20 protein-coding genes are annotated in these 23,807 nt (G+C 67.0%); 8 read left to right on the top strand and 12 right to left on the bottom strand.

Annotated features, from left to right (window positions below; genetic code table 11):
- The first annotated feature begins 3 nt into the window (after nt 1-3).
- Nucleotides 4-909: a hypothetical protein gene (locus AC1VNM_RS09525; RefSeq protein ID WP_483106736.1), complete on the top strand. Its 906-nt coding sequence runs from the start codon at nt 4-6 to the stop codon at nt 907-909.
- Between the two features lie 43 nt (nt 910-952).
- Here AC1VNM_RS09525 and AC1VNM_RS09520 read toward each other — a convergent pair whose 3' ends face one another.
- The 9 genes from AC1VNM_RS09520 to AC1VNM_RS09480 all read right to left on the bottom strand — a co-directional run bounded on the left by AC1VNM_RS09520 (nt 953) and on the right by AC1VNM_RS09480 (nt 10,517).
- Nucleotides 953-1,300 (bottom strand): UBP-type zinc finger domain-containing protein, encoded by a 348-nt coding sequence (locus AC1VNM_RS09520; protein WP_483106735.1) that lies wholly within the window; start codon nt 1,298-1,300, stop codon nt 953-955.
- Nucleotides 1,301-1,440: 140 nt separating this feature from the next.
- Nucleotides 1,441-2,247, bottom strand: a complete 807-nt coding sequence (locus AC1VNM_RS09515) for a bestrophin-like domain (protein ID WP_483106734.1) — start codon at nt 2,245-2,247, stop codon at nt 1,441-1,443.
- Complete coding sequence (locus AC1VNM_RS09510; protein WP_377154539.1) at nt 2,238-2,912, bottom strand: response regulator; 675 nt, start codon at nt 2,910-2,912, stop codon at nt 2,238-2,240. Before AC1VNM_RS09510 ends, AC1VNM_RS09515 begins: the two co-directional genes overlap by 10 nt.
- Nucleotides 2,913-2,998: 86 nt before the next feature.
- The gene (locus tag AC1VNM_RS09505; RefSeq protein ID WP_377154541.1) at nt 2,999-3,778 is read right to left on the bottom strand and encodes a sensor histidine kinase; all 780 of its coding nucleotides are present in this window, start codon (nt 3,776-3,778) and stop codon (nt 2,999-3,001) included.
- A gap of 213 nt (nt 3,779-3,991) precedes the next feature.
- Entirely contained in the window at nt 3,992-4,603 is a 612-nt protein-coding gene (locus AC1VNM_RS09500) for a hypothetical protein (RefSeq protein WP_483106733.1), read from the bottom strand.
- Nucleotides 4,600-5,553 (bottom strand): DUF2272 domain-containing protein, encoded by a 954-nt coding sequence (locus tag AC1VNM_RS09495; RefSeq protein ID WP_483106732.1) that lies wholly within the window; start codon nt 5,551-5,553, stop codon nt 4,600-4,602. The genes AC1VNM_RS09500 and AC1VNM_RS09495 overlap by 4 nt, the downstream gene beginning before the upstream one ends.
- A 131-nt stretch (nt 5,554-5,684) precedes the next feature.
- Nucleotides 5,685-6,566: an aliphatic sulfonate ABC transporter substrate-binding protein gene (locus AC1VNM_RS09490; RefSeq protein ID WP_483106731.1), complete on the bottom strand. Its 882-nt coding sequence runs from the start codon at nt 6,564-6,566 to the stop codon at nt 5,685-5,687.
- 152 nt (nt 6,567-6,718) lie between these two features.
- Nucleotides 6,719-8,134, bottom strand: a complete 1,416-nt coding sequence (locus AC1VNM_RS09485) for an LLM class flavin-dependent oxidoreductase (RefSeq protein WP_483106730.1) — start codon at nt 8,132-8,134, stop codon at nt 6,719-6,721.
- Complete coding sequence (locus tag AC1VNM_RS09480; protein ID WP_483106729.1) at nt 8,124-10,517, bottom strand: TonB-dependent receptor; 2,394 nt, start codon at nt 10,515-10,517, stop codon at nt 8,124-8,126. Before AC1VNM_RS09480 ends, AC1VNM_RS09485 begins: the two co-directional genes overlap by 11 nt.
- Before the next feature lie 204 nt (nt 10,518-10,721).
- Between AC1VNM_RS09480 and AC1VNM_RS09475 the strand changes: the two genes are divergently transcribed.
- Nucleotides 10,722-11,741, top strand: a complete 1,020-nt coding sequence (locus AC1VNM_RS09475) for a LacI family DNA-binding transcriptional regulator (RefSeq protein ID WP_377154553.1) — start codon at nt 10,722-10,724, stop codon at nt 11,739-11,741.
- 63 nt (nt 11,742-11,804) lie between these two features.
- Here AC1VNM_RS09475 and AC1VNM_RS09470 read toward each other — a convergent pair whose 3' ends face one another.
- Nucleotides 11,805-12,446 (bottom strand): nitroreductase family protein, encoded by a 642-nt coding sequence (locus tag AC1VNM_RS09470; RefSeq protein ID WP_483106728.1) that lies wholly within the window; start codon nt 12,444-12,446, stop codon nt 11,805-11,807.
- 346 nt (nt 12,447-12,792) lie between these two features.
- On the opposite strand from AC1VNM_RS09470, the gene AC1VNM_RS09465 reads away from it, so the two are divergent.
- The 3 genes from AC1VNM_RS09465 (at nt 12,793) to AC1VNM_RS09455 (ending at nt 16,111) form a co-directional block, all read left to right on the top strand.
- Nucleotides 12,793-14,340, top strand: coding sequence for a methyl-accepting chemotaxis protein (locus tag AC1VNM_RS09465; RefSeq protein WP_483106727.1), 1,548 nt, complete (start codon nt 12,793-12,795; stop codon nt 14,338-14,340).
- Nucleotides 14,341-14,417: 77 nt separating this feature from the next.
- Nucleotides 14,418-15,038: a hypothetical protein gene (locus AC1VNM_RS09460; RefSeq protein WP_483106726.1), complete on the top strand. Its 621-nt coding sequence runs from the start codon at nt 14,418-14,420 to the stop codon at nt 15,036-15,038.
- A 102-nt stretch (nt 15,039-15,140) separates the two neighbouring features.
- A protein-coding gene (locus AC1VNM_RS09455) for an IS5 family transposase (protein ID WP_483106725.1) occupies nt 15,141-16,111 on the top strand; the annotation gives its coding sequence in 2 pieces (ribosomal slippage) (nt 15,141-15,297 and nt 15,297-16,111; 972 coding nt in all).
- A gap of 190 nt (nt 16,112-16,301) precedes the next feature.
- Here AC1VNM_RS09455 and AC1VNM_RS09450 read toward each other — a convergent pair.
- The gene (locus tag AC1VNM_RS09450) at nt 16,302-16,733 is read right to left on the bottom strand and encodes a hypothetical protein (RefSeq protein ID WP_483106724.1); all 432 of its coding nucleotides are present in this window, start codon (nt 16,731-16,733) and stop codon (nt 16,302-16,304) included.
- A 479-nt stretch (nt 16,734-17,212) separates the two neighbouring features.
- On the opposite strand from AC1VNM_RS09450, the gene AC1VNM_RS09445 reads away from it, so the two are divergent.
- From AC1VNM_RS09445 to AC1VNM_RS09435, 3 genes are all read left to right on the top strand, one after another.
- Nucleotides 17,213-17,680 (top strand): hypothetical protein, encoded by a 468-nt coding sequence (locus AC1VNM_RS09445; protein WP_377154565.1) that lies wholly within the window; start codon nt 17,213-17,215, stop codon nt 17,678-17,680.
- 770 nt (nt 17,681-18,450) lie between these two features.
- Nucleotides 18,451-18,834, top strand: coding sequence for a hypothetical protein (locus tag AC1VNM_RS09440; RefSeq protein WP_377154567.1), 384 nt, complete (start codon nt 18,451-18,453; stop codon nt 18,832-18,834).
- A 549-nt stretch (nt 18,835-19,383) separates the two neighbouring features.
- Nucleotides 19,384-19,848, top strand: a complete 465-nt coding sequence (locus AC1VNM_RS09435) for a hypothetical protein (protein WP_483106723.1) — start codon at nt 19,384-19,386, stop codon at nt 19,846-19,848.
- A gap of 109 nt (nt 19,849-19,957) precedes the next feature.
- Here the strand turns inward: AC1VNM_RS09435 and AC1VNM_RS09430 are convergent, their stop codons facing one another.
- Nucleotides 19,958-23,773: a hypothetical protein gene (locus AC1VNM_RS09430; RefSeq protein ID WP_483106722.1), complete on the bottom strand. Its 3,816-nt coding sequence runs from the start codon at nt 23,771-23,773 to the stop codon at nt 19,958-19,960.
- Nucleotides 23,774-23,807 lie beyond the last annotated feature (34 nt).

The following is a 23,807-nucleotide window of genomic DNA, read 5'->3' as shown; positions in this document are numbered from 1 at the left end:
GGGATGTCCGTCCTCGCTGGCTGGTGCACGATCCACCGGCACAGGGAGGAGGCCAAGATGGCTCATTCAATCATCCGCATCCGGGCTTGGGCTTTGGCAATCGCCATGGCATCGATGGCAGCGCCTGCCTGGGCCACGCTCACCGTGGGCAAGGACGCCGCGTGCGGCAAGGACCAGTGGATCACAGGCCTCACCGGGAAAGCCGGTCTCTGGATCGACGCCGTCGGCCCGACATGCGCCGGCTGGAACGAGAGGACCCACCTTCCCATCGAGGGGCGGGCAGGGCGCCCCGTTGGCGGCAAGGGCGGCGGGGCGGTCACGCAGAGCTGTCCTGCGGGCTCCGCCGTCAGCGCGTGGGAAGTCGCGAAGGTGCTTCAGGGGGATGCCGCGTTTGCCGACAGGGTGACCCTGCAGTGCAGCACGCTCGCACCGCCGCAGACGGTGACCGGGTCGGCCATCGCTTTCGGAGGAAGCAACAACCTGCCGCGTGGCAAAGGCAAGCCAAACAAGGGCAGGTGCCCAGCGGGCGAACTAGCCACCTCGTTGTCGGTCTGGACCTCCAGCGACGGGCGCTTCGTGACGGACGTGAACATGAGGTGCGCCCGTGCACCGCGCGCGTATTCGGAGATGTCGACGCAACGCGCGGCGGATGGATCCCTCACCGTCTTCTCTCCAGAGCTGAAGCTCAAGAGCGGCGACAGCGTCCAGCTCGATTGGTGCCGCGAGTGGGCCACCAATTGCGGCAAGCCGGCCGCGGACGCCTTCTGCGCATCGAAGGGCTTGGGACCATCGAGCAATGAAGTCGCGAAGCCGAACTACGGCCTGACCGTCGTGATCTCTGATCAGCGGATCTGCAATGGTCGCGACTGCACGTCGTTCCAGAAACTCACCTGCAGTCCCCGCAGCTAGGAAAGCGATGCCCTGGCGCAATGCGGGCGATGCCAGTTGTCAGCTAAAGGAATTTCGGAATCGGTCCATCCTGCGGGGTCGTATCCGCTCCCAGGTCCACGATGGTCTTGTCGACGAAGCACCATCCCCATCCCTCTGGCGGGTCGTAGCCTTCGATGATGGGGTGCTGGGTCGCGGTGTAGTGGGCTCGTGCATGCCGATGGGGCGAGTCATCGCAGCATCCGACGTGCCCACAGGTGCGACAGATGCGGAGATGCACCCATTCGCTGCCAATCTTGAGGCACTCCTCGCAGCCTCGCGCGCTGGGAATCACCGTTCGAATGCTGTCCCGGTGTGTGCAAGAACGTGCCACTGTGATCTCCTCAGAGTCGCCTTTGAACGGCGAGCTCATCCTAGCAGTGGCCCATGGCGTCGGACCTCGCTCGGCCTGCCTGAGTCGTCCCGTCTCCGGAAACACTGCGTTCCGCCATCGGCACGAGATGAACAGCGCCGTGCCGGGGGTCGAGCTGGCGGCTTTGAGCCAACAGACCGCTACCTCGCCGGCACCGGCAAACTTCTCGCATCCCACCGCTGCATGTTCGCGAGCGCGTTCTCGATCGGATCTGACGTGACGCGTTCCGCGCCGAGGAATGGCCGGTCCATCGCGGCGACGAAGTGGAAGACCAATCCGAGGGCAATCGCCAGCACCACGATCGCCCCGCGACTGCACGCGGTGACCGGCAGCACCGCCACCGGAGCCAACGTCAGCAGCGAGCTCACCAGCACCACCACCCACAGCGTCGTCGGCACCTTGCCATCGCTGGCCTCCAGCCGGGCGCGGCGCTGCATCAGCAGGTCATTCACCTGGCTCCACATCTGCTCGACCAGCACGGTCTCCGCCGCGCTCCCCGGTCGCAGGGCGCCCAGCGACCGGTAGACGTCGTCGAACGCGTCCTGCGTCTGCTGACTCGGCTGCTCGTGCTGCATCGCCGCCCATTCCTTGCCGATGACGCTCCGGCCATAGCCGCGCAGCCGTTCGCGCGCGAGCGTCGACTCCGGCGTCCCGTACACCGCCAGCGACCGGCCCAGCTGCGCCATCGCCGTCGCCTCCCGGCTCACCGCCTGCTCCGCCGCGCTGAACGAGTCCCACACCGACACCGCCGAGAACGCCAGCAGCAGCGAGTTGATCGTCGCGATCACGCCCAGCGACGCGAGCGCGACGTTGCGATCCGCCTCGGTCGCATGCTCGCGCCACCGCCGCGGAAGCACCGCCTGCGCCCCCAGTCCCAGCAGCACCCAGGTCAGCACCAGCCCCATCCCGAGCGCCCAGTTCGGCACGTCGTAGACGATCACCGGCATGGCACGCCTCCCTCGCTAAGGCCTTCGCTCAGCGCATACCGCGTCATGCCCGCCACCCCGCGCACGCCGAGCTTGCGCGTCACGTTCTCGCGATGCGTCGCGACCGTCTTCGCGCTGAGCTTGAGCCGGTCCGCGATCTCCTGCGTGCTCAGGTCCTCGGCGAAGAGCTGGACGATCTCCCGCTCGCGCGCCGTCAGCGCGGGGCCGGCCGGGATCGGCGTGCCGGCCTCGGGCAGCCGGTGCCGCGTACGGATCTCGTCGACCAGTCCGCCCATCAGCCCCGGGCTCAGGTAGATCCGCCCGCTGGCCACGTCGCGCACCGCGCGTAGCAGCTCCTCGCTCGACGCGTCCTTGAGCACGTAGCCCGACGCCCCCGCCTGCAGCGCCGTGACCACGCTGCGCTGATCGCCGTGCATCGACAGGCAGATCGCCTGCACCGACGGATGGTGGGCGCGGACGCGGCGCGTGGCCTCGATGCCGTTGAGGCCCGGCATCGCGATGTCCGTGATCAGCAGATCCGGCTGCAGATGGCGCACGAGCTTGACGGCGGCGGCGCCATCCTCGGCCAGCCCGACGACGTCCAGCTCGGCGTCTCGGGACAGGAGCGCGCGCAGGCCTTCGCGCACGAGTTGGTGGTCGTCCGCCAGGACGATGCGGAGGGTCATCGGAATCTCCCTGAAATGGAACGTGAAAGAGGAACGTGAAAGCGGAACGAGGAAGCGGGCGTGTGATCGCTCGGCACTCCGCGTGATCACGCGGAGTCGATCGGAATTAGCAGAGTCGCGCAGGTGCCGCGACCCGGCTCGGAGCGCAGCACGAGCGCGCCGCCCAGGGCCTGCAGTTGGGCGCGCGCGCCGCTCAGGCCGAGCCCTCGCGCCTCGGTGTCGCCCTGGCCGGTCGCGAAGCCGCGCCCGTCGTCGCGCACGCGCACGCTCAGCCACCCGGCGTCGACCGTCGGCACGATGTCGACGCGGGACGCCGAGGCGTGCTTCTGCACATTCAGGCAGAGCTCCCGCACCACGCGGCAGGCGACCGCGCGTTGCGCGGCCGGGATCTCGACAGTGCCGGGGGCCGCCATCGCGCTGCCGTCGACATGGATCGCCAGCGGGCCGAGCAGGCCCAGCTCCGCCGCCATGGCGGCCAGCGCCGTCGGCAGGTCGCCGTGCCAGTCCGGCGGCGCCAGCGCGAAGGTCAGCGTGCGGACCGTCTGCGACAGCTCGCCCAGCAGCGCGGTGACCTGGGCCAGCGCCGGATCCGCGCCGGCCGGGGCGGTCGCGCCCTGGCGCCACTCCCCGAACGCCAGCCGCAGCCGGACGATCAGGCCGCCGACCTGGTCATGCAGCAGCTGGGCGACGCGCTCACGCTCGCGGAGTTCGGCGTCGGCGTGCGCTTCCGCGAGCGTCATCTGCAGACGGGTCAGCCGCTCGAGCCGGTGCTCGCGGGCGAGCCGGCCGGTCGGGCCGGTGGAACGGGGCCGCGTCGGCGGCGGGGACTCTTCACGCTGGCGGGGACGGTGTGGGGTGAGGTTCATGCGAGCTCCCTGTGCGCCTGGACGGCGTCGTCGTGTGGATGCCGACCCCGGGGGATCGGTGCCGCAGACGGTAGTCGGCGCCGTCTTCCGCGACCTTCCGGAAACCTTCCGGAAGCGCCGTCAGGTTCCGGAAGGTCCGGAAACAGGCGCTTGCGGGCGTCTGCACGCCCTTGCACGCCCTTGCACGCGCTCGCGACCGACCGGCCAGGCCGTTCATTCGCGGGGGCAGTGCGGACGCTGGTGCGGCGTGGCACGGCTGAGGTCGTAGCAGCGCTTCAGGTAATCGATGTTGGCGCCCAGGTCCGGCAGCGGCCGGCCAATGCCTTTCCAGTGCTCGGCCAGCGCCTTGCGCAGCGGATCGACGGCCGCCATGTAGTCGTCGGGGAAGGGGACGACCTCGTAGACCAGCGGGAACTCGATGTACTCCAGCTTCACCAGCGCGCCGAGCTGCTCGTAATGGAAGTGGACGGCGGCGAAGTTCTCCATGTCCTGGCTCAGGTAGAGGTCCTCGCCCGAGCCGGCCAGGCGGATGAGCTCCTGGGCGTGCGGGCCGATCTCGGGCAGCAGCTCGCGCTGGAACGCGCGGGCGCGCAGCCGGATGCGCTCGTCGCGCTCCAGCAGGTGGGCGACGTGCTGCAGCGACTGCAGCCGCTCCGTCAGGTTGGCGCGCTTGCTGTCGTCCACCCAGGCGACGAGCTGGGTGACCGAGATCAGCACCCCGACGATGACGCTCAGGCCCGTGGCCAGCCCGACCGCCGCCTGCCAGTAGCCGAGCACCGCCGCGCGGCGGTCGCGCGGCATCCTGACGTTGTCGGCCGCGCTCAAGGCGGCGCTCCCTTCTGGCGCAGCAGGACCGTCCAGGCGCGGTCCGGCGTCGCGATCAACCGGCCCCCGGCGTCCAGCGGGGCGCGCGTCCAGCTGACGCTTTCGCTGACGTTGCCGCCGATGGCGCCCAGCTCGCCGCCGTCCACCTGCACGACCAGGTCGCAGTGCCAGGTCCAGATGCGGCCGCGTTGCGCGCGGGGCAGGGTGCTCCATTGGGCGAAGCCGGTCGGTGCGTCGGGCTGCGCGTCGCGCGGCGCGCAGATGACGTCGCCCGGTCGCGGCGGCGTGACGGCGGCGTCGCGGGCCTCCAGGCCCGGACGGCTCCCGTCCAGCGCCGCGCGGATGTAGTGCCAGTGCAGCTCGCTGGCCTCGAACTGGCGATCGCCGAAGCCGGCATTGCGCATCAGCCAGGAGATGAAGACCGCGCTCCACGGCTTCAGCGAGCCGTCGTCGAAGCGCGTGCGCTGGAGCGGGTAGTCGGGGCCCTTCACGCCGATCCAGTACAGCAGCACGCGGGTGTGGAGGTAGGGCTCGGTTTCCTGCCGGCGCGGCACGTCCAGCCGGCGCTCGGTGAGGTTGGTGGCGGCATCCCAGCGACCTCGACCCCAGAGCTCCCATTCCTGCAGCGCGAGCGCGAGCAGGCGCTCGGTCGACGGCGCCGGCGGCGCGGTCTCGCCGCCGAGGCCGGTCGTCGGGCTGACGTCTGGAGTGGCTTTCGAAGCGGCGTTCGCACTGAGGTTCGACGTGGCGGCCGGACGCGGCGGCTCCACTTCATAGACCGGCGCCGGATCGTCGAGCGGCCACGGCGGCGGTGCCGCGATCGGCTTCGTCTGCGCGCAGCCCTGCAGCCAGAGCGCGACGAGCGCGAGCAGCGCCAGCAGCACGGCGTGCGAGAGATCGCGAGGAAACGGATCGTGGCGGTACACCCGCCGGGGCGGACGCTGTGACATGAGGCCTCCTGCGTCGCGGAACGGGGACGCGGAAGGCTCATCGTCGTGGCGGCCCGGCGCTCAGGGCATCGGAGGAAGGCTGAGCTTGGGGGTGAGAAATCCGGAACCGCTCCCGCGATCCCGGCGCTGGGTCACAAGCCCCAGAACGCCTCCTTCACCGCCACCTTCGCTGGAATGATCTTCTGCGCGAAGAAGGCATCGGCGATGCGCTGCTGGTCCGCCGCGATCGCCGCCGTCAGCGGACGCGCGCCGTAGCGCAGGCGCTTCTGCAGCTGCAGCAGCTGCGCTTCCGGCACGCCGAAGAGCGGCGCCACGAGGCGCGCGCTCTCCTCGCGGTGCTCGTTGGCCCAGGCCCCGGCCTCCGCGAGCAGCGGGATCACCTGCTCGCGCAGCAGCGCGCCATGCTCGGCGGCGAAGGCGCGGCGCGCCTCGTAGAAGCTCCACGGCGGGGACTCGGGGGCGAGGGCGCTGAAGTCGGCCAGCACGCGCGCCTGCGTCGCCGCCTGCGCGAAGGTGAGGTAGGGATCCCACACGACCCACGCGTCGATCGCGCCGCGCTCGAAGGCCGCGCGCGCGTCCGCCGGCGAGAGGAACACCGGCGACACGTCACGCAGCTGCAGTCCTGCCTTGGCCAGCGAGGCCAGCAGCAGGTAATGCGAACTCGACCCCTTCTGCAGCCCGACGCGGCGGCCCTTCAGGTCCGCGACGCCGCGCAGCGGGCTGTCGGGTTTCACCAGGATGGCTTCGCTGTGCGGCTGGCCGGGCTCGGCGGCGATGTAGACGAAGTCGGTGCGCGCCGCCTGCGCGAAGATCGGCGGCGGCGCGCCCGTGACGCCGATGTCGACGGCGTCCACGTTGAAGGCTTCCAGCAGCTGCGGGCCGGCAGGGAACTCGAGCCAGGCGACTTGCCAGCCGAGCGGGGCCAGTCGTTGCTCCAGTAGCCCTCGAACCTTCACGAGCGGCAGCAGCCCGCCTTTCTGGAACCCGACGCGCAGCGTGCGCCTGGTGCGCACCGAGCGCTCCGTCGTGGCGCCGCTCGGTCGGACTCCCTCTCCCGCTTGCGGGAGCGGGTGGGGGTGAGGGCCAACGGCCGCGGCCCGTGCACCAGTGCCGTCGGCGATCCCCGTCGACAACAGGGGCACGGCGGCGAGCAGGGTACGGCGCTTCATGGGGACTCCTTGGCGAGGGTGTTGGCGATGGCCTCGGCGTGACGGGGATGAGCCGGCCGTGCCAGCCCCAGGTGATCGCGCAGCGTCGTGCCTTCATAGCGCGTGCGGAACAGCCCGCGCCGCTGCAGCTCGGGCACGAGCAGGCGCGTGATCGCCTCGAAGCCGGTCGGCAGCAGCGGCGGCATCAGGTTGAAGCCGTCGGCGGCGTCGTGCTCGAACCAGTCCTGCAGGATGTCGGCCACGTCGCTCACGCTGCCGATGGCGGACAGGTGGCCGCGACCGCCGGCGATCTTCATCGCGAGCTGACCGAGCGTCAGGCCACCGTCGTGGCCGAGCTGCGTCAGCAACTGCTGGCGGCTGCGCTGGCCGCTGTCGGTGAGCGGCAGTTCGGGCAGCGGCGCGTCCCAGTTGAGGCCGCGCAGGTCGATGTTGCCGATCATCCGGGACAGCAGGCCCAGCGCGGTGTCGCGGTGAACCAGCGATTGCAGCTCGGCCTGCCGGTCCTCGGCCTCGGCACGCGTCGGCGCGACCAGCACGTAGGCGCCGGGGAGGATCTTCAGCGCGTCGCGCGGGCGACCGGCGGCTTCCGCGCGGGACTTCAGGTCGGCGTAGAAGGCCTGCGCACGCGCCCGGGTCGGCTGCGCGGTGAAGACCAGCTCCGCGCTGGCCGCGGCCAGCTGCCGTCCCGGCTCGGACGCGCCCGCCTGGACGATCACCGGCCGGCCTTGCGGCGAACGCGGCACGTTCAGCGGCCCGCGCACGCGGAAGTGCTCGCCGCGATGGTTCAGCACGTGGCGTCGCGTCGGGTCGTAATAGAGGCCCTGATCGCGGTCGTCGATCAGCGCGTCGTCCTCCCAGCTGTCCCACAGGCCTTGGGCGACGGCGAGGAACTCCTGCGCGCGCCGATACCGGTCGCCGTGTGCAAGGTGCGCGTCGCGGCCGAAGTTGCCGGCCTCGTTCGCGTTGTCCGAGGTGACCAGGTTCCAGCCCACGCGACCGCCGCTGAGGTGGTCCAGCGATGCCAGCTGGCGCGCGACCGTGTAGGGCTCGTTGTAGCTCGTGGTCACCGTGCTGACGAGTCCGATGCGCGAGGTGCCCGCCGCCAGTGCGGACAGCAGCGTCAACGGCTCGAAGCGCGAGGACCGCGACAGGCGCTCCGCGCCCGGTCCGTCCTCGGTCGCCACGGAATCGGCCAGGAAGATCGCATCCAGGCAGGCGGCCTCCGCCTCGCGTGCCAGGTGTTGATAGAGCGCGAGATCGACGCCGGCATGCGGCGGCACGTCGGGATGCCGCCACGCGGCGACGTGATGGCCGGACTCGAGCAGGAAGGCGCCGAGGTGCATGCGGCGCCCCTGGCCGCGATGACGCGCCGCAGCCTCGGAGACCTCGGAAGGGGACGCTTCAGAAGTCATGCCGCGCCTGCACGCCGAAGTAGCGCTGGTCGTCGCGCGGGACCCAGCGGTTCACGTAGCTGCCCCCGCGACCGAGGAAGGAGGCATACGACTTGTCGAGCAGGTTCTTCGCCACCAGCGCGACGCGCCAGCCCTGGCTGGGCTGCTGCAGCGCGATGCTCGCGTTCCAGATCCCGTACGCGCCCTGCCGGGTGTCGGCGAACTGGCCGATGTCGTACTGCACGCGGCTCTGCCAGGCGTAGTCGCTGCCCAGCTCCAGTTGCCGTCCTCCCGCCAGCGGGATGCGGTAGCTCGCGCGGACCGTGCCCTTCCAGTCCGGCGAGAACGGCAGCGGCTTGCCGTTGACGTCGCAGCTCGCGGCCGCGCCGACGGGGCAGTTGAAGCGGTCGATGCGCGCATGCACGTAGGCGACCGACGCGGCGACGCTGAAGTCGCGCGTCACGCGCGCATCGAGATCGAGTTCCGCGCCGCGGCTCGCGACATCCCCCGCGTTGATCAGCCGCGTGATCACGGTGCCGTCGACCGTGTCGAAGAAGTTGGCCTGGTAGTTGCGGTAGTCGGTGGAGAACACCGCCAGGTTGACCCGCAGCCGGCGGTCCAGCCATTCCGACTTCAGGCCGGCTTCGACGCTGTTCGAAGTCTCGGGCTTCAGCGCCAGCGCGTCGCGCGCCAGCATGTTGAAGAACACGTTGAAGGCCGGTCCCTTGTAGCCGCGCGACCAGGTGAGGTAGGTGCTGAGGTCCTCGTCGACCGCATGCTGCACGCCGACACGGCCGGAGCGCCCGACCGCCGTCGTGTCGCCGCCCAGCGCCACCGCGCCGTTCACGCCCGGGATCGCGCCGGCGAACTGCGCATCCGGCGTGCTGCGGGCGCGCTCGTGCGTGAAGTCGAGGCGGTCCTGCGTCCAGCGCGCCCCGGCCAGCACGGTCCACGCCGGGGTCAGGTGCCAGCGGCCCTCGCCGAAGAGCGCGGTGCTGTGGCTGTCGGTCCCGTAGTGCGCCTCGCCCCAGTCGGCGTAGGTGCCGGTCGCGGTGACGCGCGCCACGTCGCGGCGGTAGATCTCCTTGTCGCGCGTGTGCATCGTGAAGAGCCCGGCGACGTAGTCGATCGGCAGCCCGAAGGCCGAGCCCTGCGGCGAGGCGACGCGGATCTCCTGCGACAGCTGCTCGAAGTCCACGATGCCGCGGTCATGCGATTGCGGCAGTCCGGCGGCGGGCGCGGCCAGGCGGTCGCCGTCCTGCACCTGCGTGTTGTCCCAGCCGCGCCAGCCGGTGATGGCGGTCAGCTGATGGCCGGCGGGGAGCTTGCGCTCGTAGGTCAGCGAGGCGCCGCGGTTGCGGTCGTGGACGGTGGTCGCGAGGTTGGTGTTGATGCGACGGTTGTCGTCGCTGGCCACGACCGGCGCGAGCGCCGACGCGAAGGCGGGGAAGTCCGTGACCGCGCCCGACGGATACGCGATCAGGCGCGTGCGGGTCACGACGCCGGTCGGGATGTCGTCCTTGGACTTGAGGTAGTCGGCGGTCAGCGCAAGCCTGCTGAGCGCGTCGATGTCCCAGTCGACGCGCGCCCGCACGCCGCGCTTGTCGTAGCCGTTGACGCGGCTGCCGTCCTGCACGTTGGTCACGTTGCCGTCGTAGCGGGCGCCCAGCGCCGTCAGCGAGGCGCGCACGCCGCCGGCCAGCGGGCCGGAGATGCCGCCGCGCAGCCGCGTCTCGTTGCCGGCGCCGTAATGGCTGAGGTCGACGAAGCGCTCCAGCTGCGAGGCCGGCTCGCGGCTCACGATGTTGACCACGCCCGCCGACGCGTTCTTCCCGAACAGCGTTCCCTGCGGGCCGCGCAGCACTTCGACGCGCTGCACGTCGAGCAGGTCCAGCGTGCTCTGGCCGGGGCGCGCGAGCGGCACGCCGTCGATGACGGTGGAGACCGTGGGCTCCACGCCCGGCGAGGTCGAGATCGTGCCCACGCCGCGCACGAACAGCGAGGTGTCCTTGTTGGACGCGCCGGTGCGGAAGTTGAGGCTGGGCACCGCGGCGGCCAGGCTGCCGAGCGTGTTGCGATTGGCGTTCTCCAAGGTCTCGCCGTCGAGCACGGACACGGCGACGGGGACGCGCTGCAGCGACTCGCTGCGCTTGGCAGCGGTGACGGTCACGGCGGGGAGGGCGTTCGGCGCGGCCGCGTCGGCCCCGCCGCCGACTGCGGCGCCGGCCTGGGAGGCGGCGCCGGACGCCGCGGTCTCGGATGCCGCTGCTCCCGCGGTGTCCTGCGCCAGCACCTGCTCGGCCGCCATGGCGCACAGCAGGCTGCAGGCCGCGGCGAGCATCCGGTGCTGCCGGTCGTGGCGCCGCCGGGCGGGGCGGTGTGGGGCGATGGTCGGGCGGCGCATGGCGTTCTCCGTTTTCCTCAGAAGCGATTGAGATGGCCAACAAGCTGTTAGCGCTAACATGGTTCGCATCATCCGAATCGGCGCCAAGGCGCGTCAAAGACCAAAAGATGATTTCCTTAAACGGTTTCCGTTCTGGCCACGGCGTCGTGGCGGGTGCTTCTTCGGCGCGCGCGTCCCACGCAGACGCAGGCGGCGGAGGCACCGATGCGTAAGCGCAAGACCACGCAGCGGACCACGCTGATGGATGTGGCGGCGGCGGCGGGGGTGTCCGCGATCACGGTGTCGCGCTTCTTCAACGAACCGCATCGCGTCGGCGCGGAGGCGGCCGCGCGCGTCAAGGCCGCCGTCGACGCGCTGGACTACGTGCCCAACCTGGCCGCCGGCGGACTGGCGTCGGCGCAGAGCCGCGTCGTGGCGATGGTGGTGCCCAACATCTCCGGGCCGATCTTTGCCCACACGCTGGAGGCGCTCTCGGACGGGCTGGCGGCGGCGGGGTATCAACTGCTGCTCGCGTCGAGCTACTTCTCGAAGGAGAACGAGGAGCGCGCGGTGCGCGCCTTCCTCGGCTGGCGGCCGGCCGCGCTGGTGCTCACGAGCCGGCACCACAGCGCCGCGACCGAGCGCTTGATCGAGGCGACGCAGGTCCCCGTCATCGAAACCTGGGAGCTGACGCCGCGCCGGCCGACGCTGCAGATCGGGTTCTCCCATCGGCAGGTCGGGCGCGATGCCGCAGCGCATCTGTGGGCGCGCGGGTATCGCAAGCTGGCGTTCGTGCACAACAGCGCGGCGGGCGACCTCAGTGCTCAGGAGCGGCACGAAGGCTTTGCCGAAGCGCTGCGTGAGCTCGGCCATCGCGGCGAGCCGGTGGCCCTCCGCCCGGTTGCGCCCGCGCCGATGGAGGCGGGCGCCGAGGCGCTGCGCGCGCTGCTGGCGCGCAAGCGGCAGCGGCCGGATGCGGTGTTCTTCGCCAACGACAACCTGGCCTGCGGCGCGCTGCTGGCGGCGCAGCGCGAAGGCTGGTCGGTGCCGGGCGACGTGGCGGTCTTCGGCTTCGGCGACTACGCGTTCGCCGACAAGCTGCTGCCCAGCCTGAGCACGATCCGCCCGCCGGCTCGCGAGATCGGCGAGCACGCGGCGGCGCATGTGCTCAAGCTGGTGGCGGGCGAACAGCCGGAGCGCCTCACGGCGCTCCAGTGCGAAGTCATCGCGCGCGAGAGCGCGTGAACGCGGTGTCCTGCGAGGGCAAGGGCACGGGTAAGGGCGCCTCGGTGGTGCCTCAGCCGCGCTTCACTCGAAAGGAAAGCGGCCTTCCGCCGCGATCGCGCTGAGCGGCAGGCGCGTGTTGGGCTGCTCGCGCGCCTGCAGCGCTTCGGGCAGCACGGACTTGTCGCCGCGACGGCCCAGCGCCACGATGACCTGCGGCGCGTAGTCCTCGGGGATGTCCAGCGAGCTGCGCGCCAACGCGCGGTCGAAGCCGCCGATGCTGTGCGCGTGCCAGCCCGACAGCGAGGCCTGCAGCGCGAGGTGCGACCAGGCGGCGCCGGCGTCGAAGGCGTGGGTGGCGTTGGGTTCCAGCGCGGACTTGCCCGGCGGCAGCCAGCGCTGCTGGGACACGACCAGCACCAGCGCCGACGCGCGGTGCGCCCAGCTCTGGTTGGTGATGCTGAGGGTCTCGAACAGCGTGGCCCAGGCCGGCGTGCCGGCCAGCGCATAGACGAAGCGCCACGGCTGCACGTTGTAGCCGGACGGCGCCCAGCGCGCGGCCTCGAGGAAGCGCAACAGCGTGGCGGTGTCCAGCGGCTCGCCGGTGAAGGCGCGCGGCGACCAGCGGTTCAGGAACAGCGGATCGATCGGATGGTCGGCCTCGCGGACGGCGGACACGGCTGCGGGAACGGCGGTGGGCTGTGCGGTGGACAGGGCTTGGGACATGACGAGACTCCTTGGAACGGATCGCCGGACACCAACCGCCGGCGCGGGATGGCCCGGACCTTGGCATGTCGCCCGCCGGCGCGCCACGCAGAAAGACGCATAAGCAACTGCGTGACCTTCAGGGCGCCGAGGACATCCCGCGGTGGCCGGCGTTGTCGCGTCTGACCTTTCTCGTCCGTCCGCTCTCGCCCGTCCTTTCTCGAAAGAGGTAGTGATCCCGGCACTGTTCGACATGAATCAAGGAATTCGGCTCAACCTGGGCGGTCCGCGCCCAAGCGGTGCGAAGCGCCCTCAGGGACGGCCCCGACGTGCCGATCCCATGGGCACACACAACAAGGGAGTCACGATGTCTTCGGTTTTCAATCTCAGGATCGGCGCGCGTCTGGCCGTCGCGTTCGGCCTGATGGTGCTGCTCATGCTGCTGATGGCGGGCGCCTCGCACGGCGGGTTGACGTCGGTCGACGGCCGGCTGGGGCAGGTGATCGGTGACCGGTACGTGAAGGTGCGCTCGGTGGGCCGCATCTTCGACGAGCTGAACCTGCAGGCCCGCAACGCGCGCAACGTGCTGCTGCTGGACACGGCGCAGGAGCGCGGGGTGGAGCTGACGTCGATCCGCGAGTCGCGCGAGCGCGCGACCAAGGTCTATGACGCGCTGACCCCCACGATCCACGACACGAAGGCCAAGGCGTTCCTCGAGGAATCGCTGACCGCGCGCAAGACCTACGGGGAGGCGCTCGACGCCTTCTTCGCGCAGGTCGGGTCGGAGGACATGGACGGCGCGAAGCTGGTGCTGATGCAGAAGCTGCGCCCGGCGCAACTGGCCTACGTGGGATCGCTGGGCAAGCTGGTGGAGCGGCAGGAGCAGCTGATGGAGGAGTCCGGCTCGCTGGCCAAGGAGGCGGTGCGGGAGACGACGCTGGTGCTGTGGATCGCGGTGATCGTCGGCGTGGGGGCAGGTATTGCCTTCGGGGTGCTGGCGACGCGGTCGGTGACGCGGCCGCTGGCGGACGTGCGTCGCGCGATGGAGGCCGTGGCGGGCGGCGACCTGACGACGGACGTGCGCGTGACGCGTCGCGATGAACTGGGGGACCTGCAGCAGAGCCTGGCGCGCATGGTGGAAGGCCTGCGCGGGCTGGTGCGCGAGGTGCGCAGCGGCGTGGACTCGGTGACGACGGCGTCGAGCCAGATCGCGGCGGGCAACCTGGACCTGTCGAGCCGCACCGAGGAACAGGCGAGCAGCCTGCAGCAGACGGCGAGCTCGATGGAGGAGATCACCGGGACCGTGCACCAGGCGGCGGACAGCGCGCGTCAGGCGACGGCGCTGGCGGAGGAGGCGTCGGGGACGGCGCGCCGCGGTGGGGAGGTCATCGGGCGCGTGGTCGCGACGATGGATGCGATCACGGACAGCAGCCGGCGCATCGAGGACATCATTGGCGTGATCGACGGGATCGCGTTCCAGACGAACATTCTGGCGCTGAATGCCGCGGTCGAAGCGGCGAGGGCGGGCGAGCATGGCCGCGGTTTCGCGGTGGTGGCCGGCGAGGTGCGGGCGCTGGCGCAGCGCAGTGCGAGCGCGGCACGGGAGATCAAGACGTTGATCGGGACGTCAGGCGTGTCGGTGGCGTCGGGCGGCCGCGAGGTGGCTGCGGCCGGCGAGACGATGCGCGAGATCGTCGAGCAGATCCGCCGCGTGAGCGAGCTCGTCAACGAGATCTCCGGCGCCGCCGGAGAGCAGAGCCGCGGGATCGAGCAGATCAATCAGGCCATCACGCAGATGGATCAGGTGACGCAGCAGAACGCGGCGTTGGTCGAAGAGAGCGCCGCGGCCGCAAACAGCCTGGAAGCGCAGGCGCAGAGGTTGGCGGAGTCGGTGGCGACGTTCAGAGTGGCGTGAGGAGACCGGGCGCGACGCGGCTGATAGCCGCCGGTCGTCCAGATTGAACGCTCTCGAAGCTACAACATCAGAGATTTATGTCCATCCCAACCAGATTCCTATACATCGGTGCTGCTGGCGAGCACCACGTCATGTCGGAGTGTTTCCGTCACAACATGGAGGCCTTCAAGCTCCCGATTGATAAGGGTTTCGATCTCGTCGTCACGCGGGCTAGCCAACATATCGGGATCAGCGCCCCTGCGGATGCGCCTGCCGTTGATCGTCCAATCCTTCTTCAGGTGAAATCCGTCCAGATCACTGATCCTCCGCGGCAGGAAAAGGATCGTGTTGTCTGGCCGTTCAGCTTTTCGATCAAGGCGGAAGACGTGGATCTGATCTGCAACGTGCCGAATTCGGCGCTGGTGTGCGTCGTATTCATGCTCGATACGAACGACTACTCCAGCGGCAGAACGGCTTATGCCTGGTGGATTCCAAGCGCGGCGGTTGCAGCCATGAAGTCAAAAGGGTACTTTCTGACGAATCCAAAGAATCCGGAGAAGTTGCAGCTGATGGGAGAGTTGCGCAAGAACAAGCAGCTTTACGTCACGATGCTTCGGGCGAGCAAGACGTCTGCAGGAACCGCAACTGGCTATACCGTGAAGGCCAGTCAGTTCGATTTCGCCAAGCTGTGTGCAGAAGCTCTGCATGCCTTGCCGTGATCTCTTGCGATGAGGGGATCTGCGCAGGCCTCTAAGGACAGTCTGCAAAACCCCTCGTCACCCCGACTGGCGATTTGATCGTCGGTCAGCGACGATGAGGGCATGAATCAACGCTCGCTTGGTGTTGACCCGCTGCCCAAGAAGACCCGTAAGGAGGTCTTCCTGGACGAGATGAACAGCGTCGTGCCGTGGGCCGAGTTGGTCGCGCTGATCCAGCCGTACGCCCGCGGTGCGCATCAGGCCTTGGGCGGACGTCCACGTTTCCCATCGAGACGATGCTGCGTATCCATTGCCTGCAGCTCTGGTGGAACCTCAGCGATCCGGCCATGGAAGAAGAGCTTCATGAGCGTCCGCTTTATCGACGCTTTGCCGGTCTGGACGGCGCGGCGCGCATGCCCGACGAGACGACGATCCTGCGCTTTCGGCACCTCTTGGAGAAGCACCAGCTGGCGCCGCAGGTGCTGGCCTTCATCAATGCCGGACTGGCTCAACAAGGCTTGATGCTCAAGACCGGCACGGTGGTCGATGCCACCATCATTGCCGCACCGAGCTCGACCAAGAACAACGATGGCGAGCGCGATCCGGAGATGCACCAAGTCAAGAAGGGAAATGAATGGCACTTCGGCATGAAGGCGCATATCGGCGTGGACGCCGAGTCTGGACTCGTGCACACGGTCATCGGCACGGCGGCCAACGTCAACGACGTGACCCAGGCTGCGGGGCTGTTGCACGGCCAGGAGACGGACGTATTCGCCGACGGCGGCTACCAGGGTGTGGCCAAGCGCGAGGAGCTCAAAGACAGCGCGGTCCGCTGGCACGTCGCCATGCGTCCGGGGAAGCGCCGCGCGCTCAACGCCAGGAACCCAGCGGACCAATTGCTGGAACGGGTCGAGCAACTCAAGGCCAGTGTGCGAGCCAAAGTCGAGCATCCGTTCCGATTGATCAAGCAGCAGTTTGGCTATGCCAAGGTGCGCTATCGGGGCCTGGCCAAGAACACGGCGCGACTGACGATGCTGTGCGCGCTGGGCAATCTGTGGATGGCGCGCCGACGGTTGTTGGAAGCGCAGGGATGAGTGCATCTGCAACGCGTCAGACGGACGCCGCGGCGGTAAAAGCCGCATCAAAACCGGACTGAAACTCCACACGACCAACCGCGCTCGAGCCGCTCATGAGGCCAGGCCAAACGCTTGGGCGCAGAGTGCGCGACGCGCGGGGTTTTGAAGACCGTCCCTAGGGCGTTTGGCGCCTGGGTGATTCAAGAATTCAGTCCGACGCGGCCTCGTTGCCTATCGACTCGAGCATCTGAACGATGCTTTGAAGCGAGGTCCATTCGGGAGGTGGGCTGGCAAACCAGGAGAGACTGCAGGAGAAGAACAATGATGAAACCGTCAGCCGAAACTTAATGGCATGGAGGTAAGCGTACTGGCCTTCTACAGCGACACCTACGCTAGCCGAGCGAATCAGACTCCACAAGGAGGTCGCCACTTCCTCAGTCAGCGGAGTGGGCGGCCCCACTCGAATTGCCGGCTCGTGCTGATGTTCCATCCACTGCATCGCATGGGTGGTACCTCTCCAATATTCTGCAGACCGCAGGCCAGATTCGTCGTACAGGATTTCGACGCGCACGGAAAATCCTCGCTGCTCAACATGCTCATCCGCAGGAACAGTGGTCAGTTCGACGATGCAAACATCCATAGGGCGGGGCGCAGTCTTTTGGGAGCTTTGTACGGCCGGCTGTGGCCGGAAGCAGTCTAAGCGCATCTCGGCTTTGAGCTTCCGCTTCCGCTGCAGACCAGACCGTGGCTGCGCACGCTGCCGAACGCGGCGAGCAACTGGTCTGAGATGCGCAGGCAGCACCCATCCAAACCGGCGACCCTGGGCACGATCAGCAACATAGTCACGACCAGCAGCTCCGGTCACCACAGCATGGAGCGGTCACGACCAGCGCATATGGTCAAGGTTGGCCGGCGCGGTGGTCACGGGGTACCAGCACGAGCAGCGAGTCCGCCACCGGTTTCGTATACAGGGGCAGCCCATCTCGCGGTGTCGCCGTTGCGAGCAAGCCATCTCTTGCGACTGGCTCGATGTGGACATCTGTCATTGCGGACAACGCCCGCTGCCGAACGTCCCGCTGTTCCTCATAGACTGCGACATCTCCCACGGAACACGTCACCATGCGAAGGAAACCGAAACCGCTTTATCCCACCCGGCTTGCGCGCACGATTGATGCGTCGGAGATCCCGGGCTTCGAACCATGGAGCGATCGGGGAGGCGACTACCAGGCGGGACGGCCTTATGGCGAACTCACTCGTGAAGGCCGAGTGCGCTTCCTCGTCATGTCGCTTCACATGCAGATGCGTTGGCGAGGAGAGGACGGACAAGATGAGCTGCAAGTCTTCGGACCGGCCGGACATGTGCAGGCCCGCTCCAGCTATCCGGACGTGGATGAGCTACTTCCGACCGTGCTGACGGCGTTGGCCTATTTCTGGAACATCCAGCCCGCCGTATTTGTCGGGCTTGTCAATGACATCTTTGGCGCAGACTTCGGTGTTGACCCAACGGTTCCGCAGGACTGCTATCGACGTGCGGGAATGCTTCCAGGTACCCCACTCGCCGACCATTGGCTGCGAACCAGGTCGTAACGGCTTCTTGTCGACGTTGGAATCGGTCGGAGGCCACGGCTGATTCTGTGGGCCGCCTCATACCCGTTGCGGAAGACTGAGTGGAGGGCAGCTGAGGGTCGAGTGTGGCTGTTCGCTACCGAAGGCAGCGGTCATTCGAGCGACGCTAGCGCGCCTCGGAACTCGCCATGTCGGCTGCAAATCCATCAGCGGCCATTGAGATCGCGCGATCCGCGCCGGTCCGATGTCTGCTGAGCACCATTGACTGTGCGCGGAAGTCGCGTCGTCCATCGGCCGCAACCGCTGCGATCCGGCCAAGGCATCAGGCTGGAAGCGGTCAACCCAGTTAGGCGCGAATCAACCATCGTGAAAGCCGATCCACGAGCCGACCAACGTTGATTGCCGAAGAGTACGGGTAAGTCTGGCGTGGGGCGTTCTTCACCAGCCCCGGTGCTGACTGACAAGCCCTGACCCTCAAGGGGGATGCCATCCCCCTCACTCCCTCTAAGGAACGAACCGCCCGAAGTCTTTGATATAGATCAGAGAACGAAGCCGCGATCGGACGGAGCATGGACCCCGGTGATTCAACCCACCACAACTTCGGCGCCAGTGGCAAGACTGACGTTCGAGCCCTTGATCATTCGTTCATGGGCGAGATGGGCCTATCCGCGAGGACGGCCTCACGTGGTTGTCGTGGTTGAACATCTCGCCCACCTCTCCGGTCGATCCGAAGGCATGTCGCCTTTAACGTCGGAGCCGGTGGTGTCCAACATTGACCGGGGTACGACGACATGGGAAGTTTCCAACAAGCACGCATCGACGAGTCCGACAAGCCGCTGCGCTCGCGCCATCCGCTGGCGGGCTGCGATCAGCAGACGCTGATCCACCTGCAGCACGACTGGGGCATGACCGAGCCGCAAATCTTCGGACCGCGACTCGGCTCCGATGCGATCTGCCTGCGCGCGGATCTGACGATGGGCTCGGCACTGGCCAATCTGCGCGCACTGCTGGTGAGCGGCGCGTCGATGCTGGCCATGCTCTCCGACAACTGCGCGGAGAGTGATCCGGCCAAGCATGTGGCCAACGCGGTCAAGGAGTCGCTGCGCGAAGGGCTGGGGATGCTCGGCGTGGTGGAACGCGCGGTGGATGATGATCGGAGGAAGGTGGTTGCTTGAGCGAGCGAGGCGATGGCGATCGAAGATCGCCTCGCATCGGACCTCAGTCTGGAGTCTCTGCCTCGGATCGTCATGACCATACTTCGCGCAGAATGGTGACCCGTCCATTGAAGGTCTTCCATGCCAGAGCTCGCTTGGACCAGTTGATTTTCTGGAGGTGCTTGACGTCGTGCCGATTGAAGGGGAGTACGGCACGTCCTACCTCTACCTATTCACGCGGGATGCGATCACGGTCGAGCTCGGCGTCTATCCGCTTGCAGGAGACGTGTCTCTCAGGATCGTCCACGGCCAGCAGGATGAGCCGGTGCTCAATCTCCAACTGCTCGGGTGCCCAGCCGCACGCGTCATACGGGACAAGCAAGGTACCTGCATTGAGTTCGCGGCAGCCAATGTCTTCACTGGCCGCTTTGACGAGACGACAGCCGCGCCCTATGGATTTCGACTCCGAATTAGGCCATTGCTCCAGGTCGAACCGTACTCGTATCCCGTCTAGTCGCATCACTCCTGTCGACGCGGGTTGAGCGTCTCGGCAGTGTCTGGACCACGCCGATGAGACACCTGATCCGATCCATTGCGTCCTTGCTTATCGCAGGATGTGCCACCTACACCTTTGCGCAGTCGGCGGTTCGGCAGGACACGCAGCCAGCGCCGGCCAACGACCCCATCGACTGCCCGAAGAAGTACCAGGAGATCGGTTCGATCGCGATCAAGCTGCCCTATTGGGATTTCGACCAGACCGAGAAGGGCTGGCGCTCGCTGGGCAACTGCAATCGGGAACAGACGCAACTGCTCAAGCGGTACGTGAAGCGCCAGGAGAACGAGATGCGCGGTGTGCGCTGGCATCTCGCGCAGACACTGGCGATGGAGGGCGACGACGCCGCGGCCGCGGCCGCGGAGCAAGCCTTGTTGTCGGTCAATCCGGACGAAGCATTTCGGTCCGGTTGCACGCCATGTCGGCAACGTGTGCAGCCACGGTCCGGCTTGCCGGAACGGACGTTGGCAGGCAACACGTGAAGGGCATGAATCGGCCATCAAGAGTCGTTCGCGACCGGCTGCTTGGGGGCAGTCCAACCGGTCGCTGGCAGAGATCGGAACGGCCAATCTTTTGGAATCCATCAGGGCCTCACATCCCGTCTACACGCCCTAAGTCTGCTGCCGCACCAACGCGTGAGCGGAGCCAGTTGTCGAGTGCGTCGACCCGCACAAACTCTGTCGGCACAACGTATGGCGGATTTCTCATCCACCAGTAGATGTCTCGACTGACATACACCTCTAAGAACCTCGGCTCGAGCCCTGCCGCACCTTCCGGCCACTTCAGAAGCTCGCGAAGCTGCGCCACGTTCTGGGAAAGAAAGACACGCCGTCTTTCGATCTTCTGGAACTGGCCGTGGTCCTTGCCAGCACCGAAGATCCGCTCTCGCAGCCTTCGCCCGTCCTTCAGACAGAACGGTGGCTGGTTGTACTTGCACTCCACGCTGAGCCAAAGATTGCGTGCTGGCCAGTAGGCCAAGACGTCGAAGTCACCGACGTCATCGAACCCTTCCTTCGGAAAGCGCCGCTTGAAGTCAATGCCAGGGATCGCAAACGGCGTCGCTCGCGAGCAAACCTCAAAAGCCCTAACTTCGAGTTTCGCTTCGAGCTTGGCCTTGATGCCTCTGACTTGGGGTATGACGTTCGGCCACGCGAAGTCGGCAGGCAGGTAGCCATTGGTGAGGGTTCCCAGCCAGATGGCCGAACTCCGCTTGACCGTCGCGGCACCCCAGGCCAGTAAGTCTTCTTGAACCTTCACCACAGGTCGGATGAGGTACCGATGGACTCGCTTGTTGTGCTCCCAGGTCGGCACATCCGGCTCGTCAGTGTCCTTGCCTGGCAACCTTCGTATCCCAGCCGGGTCCAGAGTCAGGAACTCAACGATGCGCTCGGCCGTACCCATGGTGACTTCTGGCAGCCTCTCAACAAGTTTGCTCGCAACAGCCGCGGGGGACGCTTGGTAGTAGAACTGCAGATCCTGCGCGCCACCCGCTGAGTACCAGCTTGACAGCACTTCCAAAGTTTGGACGAGATGTGAGAGTGAAAAGCCAACGTCGGCGGCGAAGGCGTCATTGATGGCTTCCAAGTTGACGCCATCCTCCTGCTCAGAGGTCACCTCATCATCTTCGTTGAGGTCGATCCCGAGCTTTGCGGCCGCAAATTCTTCAAGGAAGAGCCGCTCCTGCTCTTCGCGTCCCTCGGAGAAGAACACAGTCGGGATGAATTGGTCATCCACTTCGATTCCGCCCACGGCGATGTCGTTGTGCAACGTATCGCTTGCGCCATACAACACTGCCAACCAGTCGACATCGGCTATCAGCTGCACGACATCTTCCGATCGCACGGTGGCATTTCCGACGGCTGGCAAGCTGAGGCAGCACTCCAACAGGTATCGATAGTTCCTGCCAGCAGTGGTCAGCTCCTCGTGCACCTTCGCGAGCAGTTCCGTTCGATCGAACGAAACCTGGTGCTTCATGCTCAGCTGAAGTCTCGTTACTTCGTGCCGATACTTCGCGGTGACCTGGTCATGCTGTGCGATGCAGAAGAGAAGCAGCTTGCTTCGGTCGAAACGAGCGACGCGCTCGTGGACGAGCTTGCGTAGCGCATCGCGCGCGCCGTTGATGACGAGCTTCGCCGGCTCCAGCTCATGCCTGGACGGTGCCTCAACTCCCTGGTCTTTGAGCACTAAAGCAAGGTCGCGCCGCGCCAGCTTGTACTGCTGAGGCTTTGGCAGGTCGGGGTCGGCATGCTCGGGGACGTCGACAGTGCGACGTGTCGTCTGCATCCTGAACCTCGGTTGTCTCGATGCTGTCTCCCGGACTAGGCCCAACACTTCCGGCGACGGTTGAACGCCCAGCAGACCGCAGATTCCGACCATCAGACTCTCAAGGCACTCCGCTTCAAAGGATGCGTCGTTCGCCTGGTCGAGCTTGGTCCTGAGGCGCGCAAGATTGACGCGCACAGAGACCGCCAAGCCGTCACCGCGGCTTGCGGGCTCAATCTTCCAGCCGCTAAGCAATGGACGCGACGCAACTTCGGACCTTGGTTCTTGATCCTCTTCCACCAACGTGTCGGGGTCGGCATGGCAGCGAACGACGATGTGATCGCGAAGGAAGGGTTCGCTCTTGTCGATGAGAGCGCTTCGCTGCGTTGTCGCATCCGCCAGGCAATGCACGAAGAGTTCGACCAGGCGGCCATTGGCCGGATCCACATCGTCACTGACCTCGAGAACGGCCTGTACGGTGCACGTACCTGCGCTACCAGACCAGGCCAGGGCTAGCGGCCCCTTGGCTCTCAGCACCGTGAGGCCATCACTCTTCTCATCGATCACCCAGGTGGCCTTGCCATCGGGGAAGTAGCGAGGCGCGCGCTCCCAGAACTCGGTCAGTACCTTGAAGCGCCAGCTCGAATTCCAATGCGGATCTAAGCCGATGAAGTCAGGCTGCGTCGCGCCACCCATCAGCAGTTCGTCGGTGTCCCGGAACGACGCAAAGTGGTCTGCGATGCCGCTCATGCCTCCGACGATTGGATTGAGCCCGTCGACGTACCCCCAGAGGCGCCGCAACTCATCGACGTCCTCCAGCGAGTCGAAGATGGTGACGAAGTCCGGCAACGCCAGCACCCGAACCTTCTTCCCTGGCGAGACGATTCGATAGGGTGCGGTCCCAACCTTAGCCAGGACCGCCAAGACGTCGAAGTGCTCAGCCGCGGGGCGCGATCCATCTGCTCCGCGGAATTCCACGACCTGACCGCGATCTCGGAGCAGCAACCCCCAGCGCTTCGGCTGACTCGCAAGCCGCTTCACGCGGCGCTCAATGTGCCCGACTGCTGGAAGGTCCTGCGGCTGAACCGGAACGACGAGATGGATCCTGTCGCCGCACAACAATGCAGCGGCGACGAACCAGTCCCGACCTTCGATCTGAAATGGGAGCTCCAAAGGCCCAACCATCAACTCGCGGTCCCGGAGCCTTCGAGACACGAATCGAGCGACCCTGCGACTCAGGTTCAGTGCCCGCGCCGGAGAAGCTGCCGGCGGGACCGCATCCCAGTGATCAACAACGGCGCTTGGGCCGCTCCTGAGTGAAATCGGCACATGCCGCGAGCCGACTCTGACGGCAAGCACGGGCACGACTGAGCCCGTCATCACGGCATTGCCAAACTCTGCGAAGCTCCGGGGCTGCCGCAGAAAGCCAAGTTCTGCCGCTACCAGGGACGGGCTGGCAGTGTCGAACGAAGCGAATGGCGCATCCGCAGTCGACAGCAGTGCCGAACTGCATGCGCCCCAGAACTCGGCCGTTGGCGTCTCCAAGTGACCGGGGTCGATGTGCTCCCTGTGACCCACAGCGTCTGCATCTACTCCACGAATGATGTGTCCCTGGATTGCCAGTGCGAGATGCATGTCACGGAGCGCCTGGGGATCGTCACCGCGCAGAACCCGGAACGCCTCGATGAAGTCGGGTATTCGCTCGACGCTGCCGCCGAAGAAGGCCGGAGCGAAGCCTTGAGGCGTCTCCACGCACACCTCGCCCCAATCGGCCTCCGTGACGAAGTCCTCCATCATGGGGAACCGCGGCAGAAGCCGCTGAAGCTCGGCGTGGAACTCGCAAAACTGTTCGTAGGTCGCGAGTCGTACATCCCGGGCGAAGGCTGGCTCTGGCGTCGCCAGGGCGATGTTCAAAGCAAGCAGATGTTTGACCTGGCTCGACCGATTGGGCAGCCAAAGTTCCGACACCCCAATGGAGACCAGTACATCGAGAGCATTGAACCGGCACAGGAACTCCCGCAGCGCGTCCCGCCGCCTCTCGAACTCGACATCAGGAGCATCAGAGCTGACCAGCTCGTCCTGCCGTAGCTCCCGCGGTCGGCCCGTTCGCTGCTTCTTTCGCTTACGCGACGAATTCTTTGGCATTCGTTCCCCTTGCGCTACTGGCCCCTTCGAACCT

The organism is Mitsuaria sp. MSU3D (genome assembly GCF_056867975.1).
The sequence above is the reverse complement of the archived record's forward strand: the minus strand, read 5'-3'. Positions and strand labels throughout refer to the sequence as shown.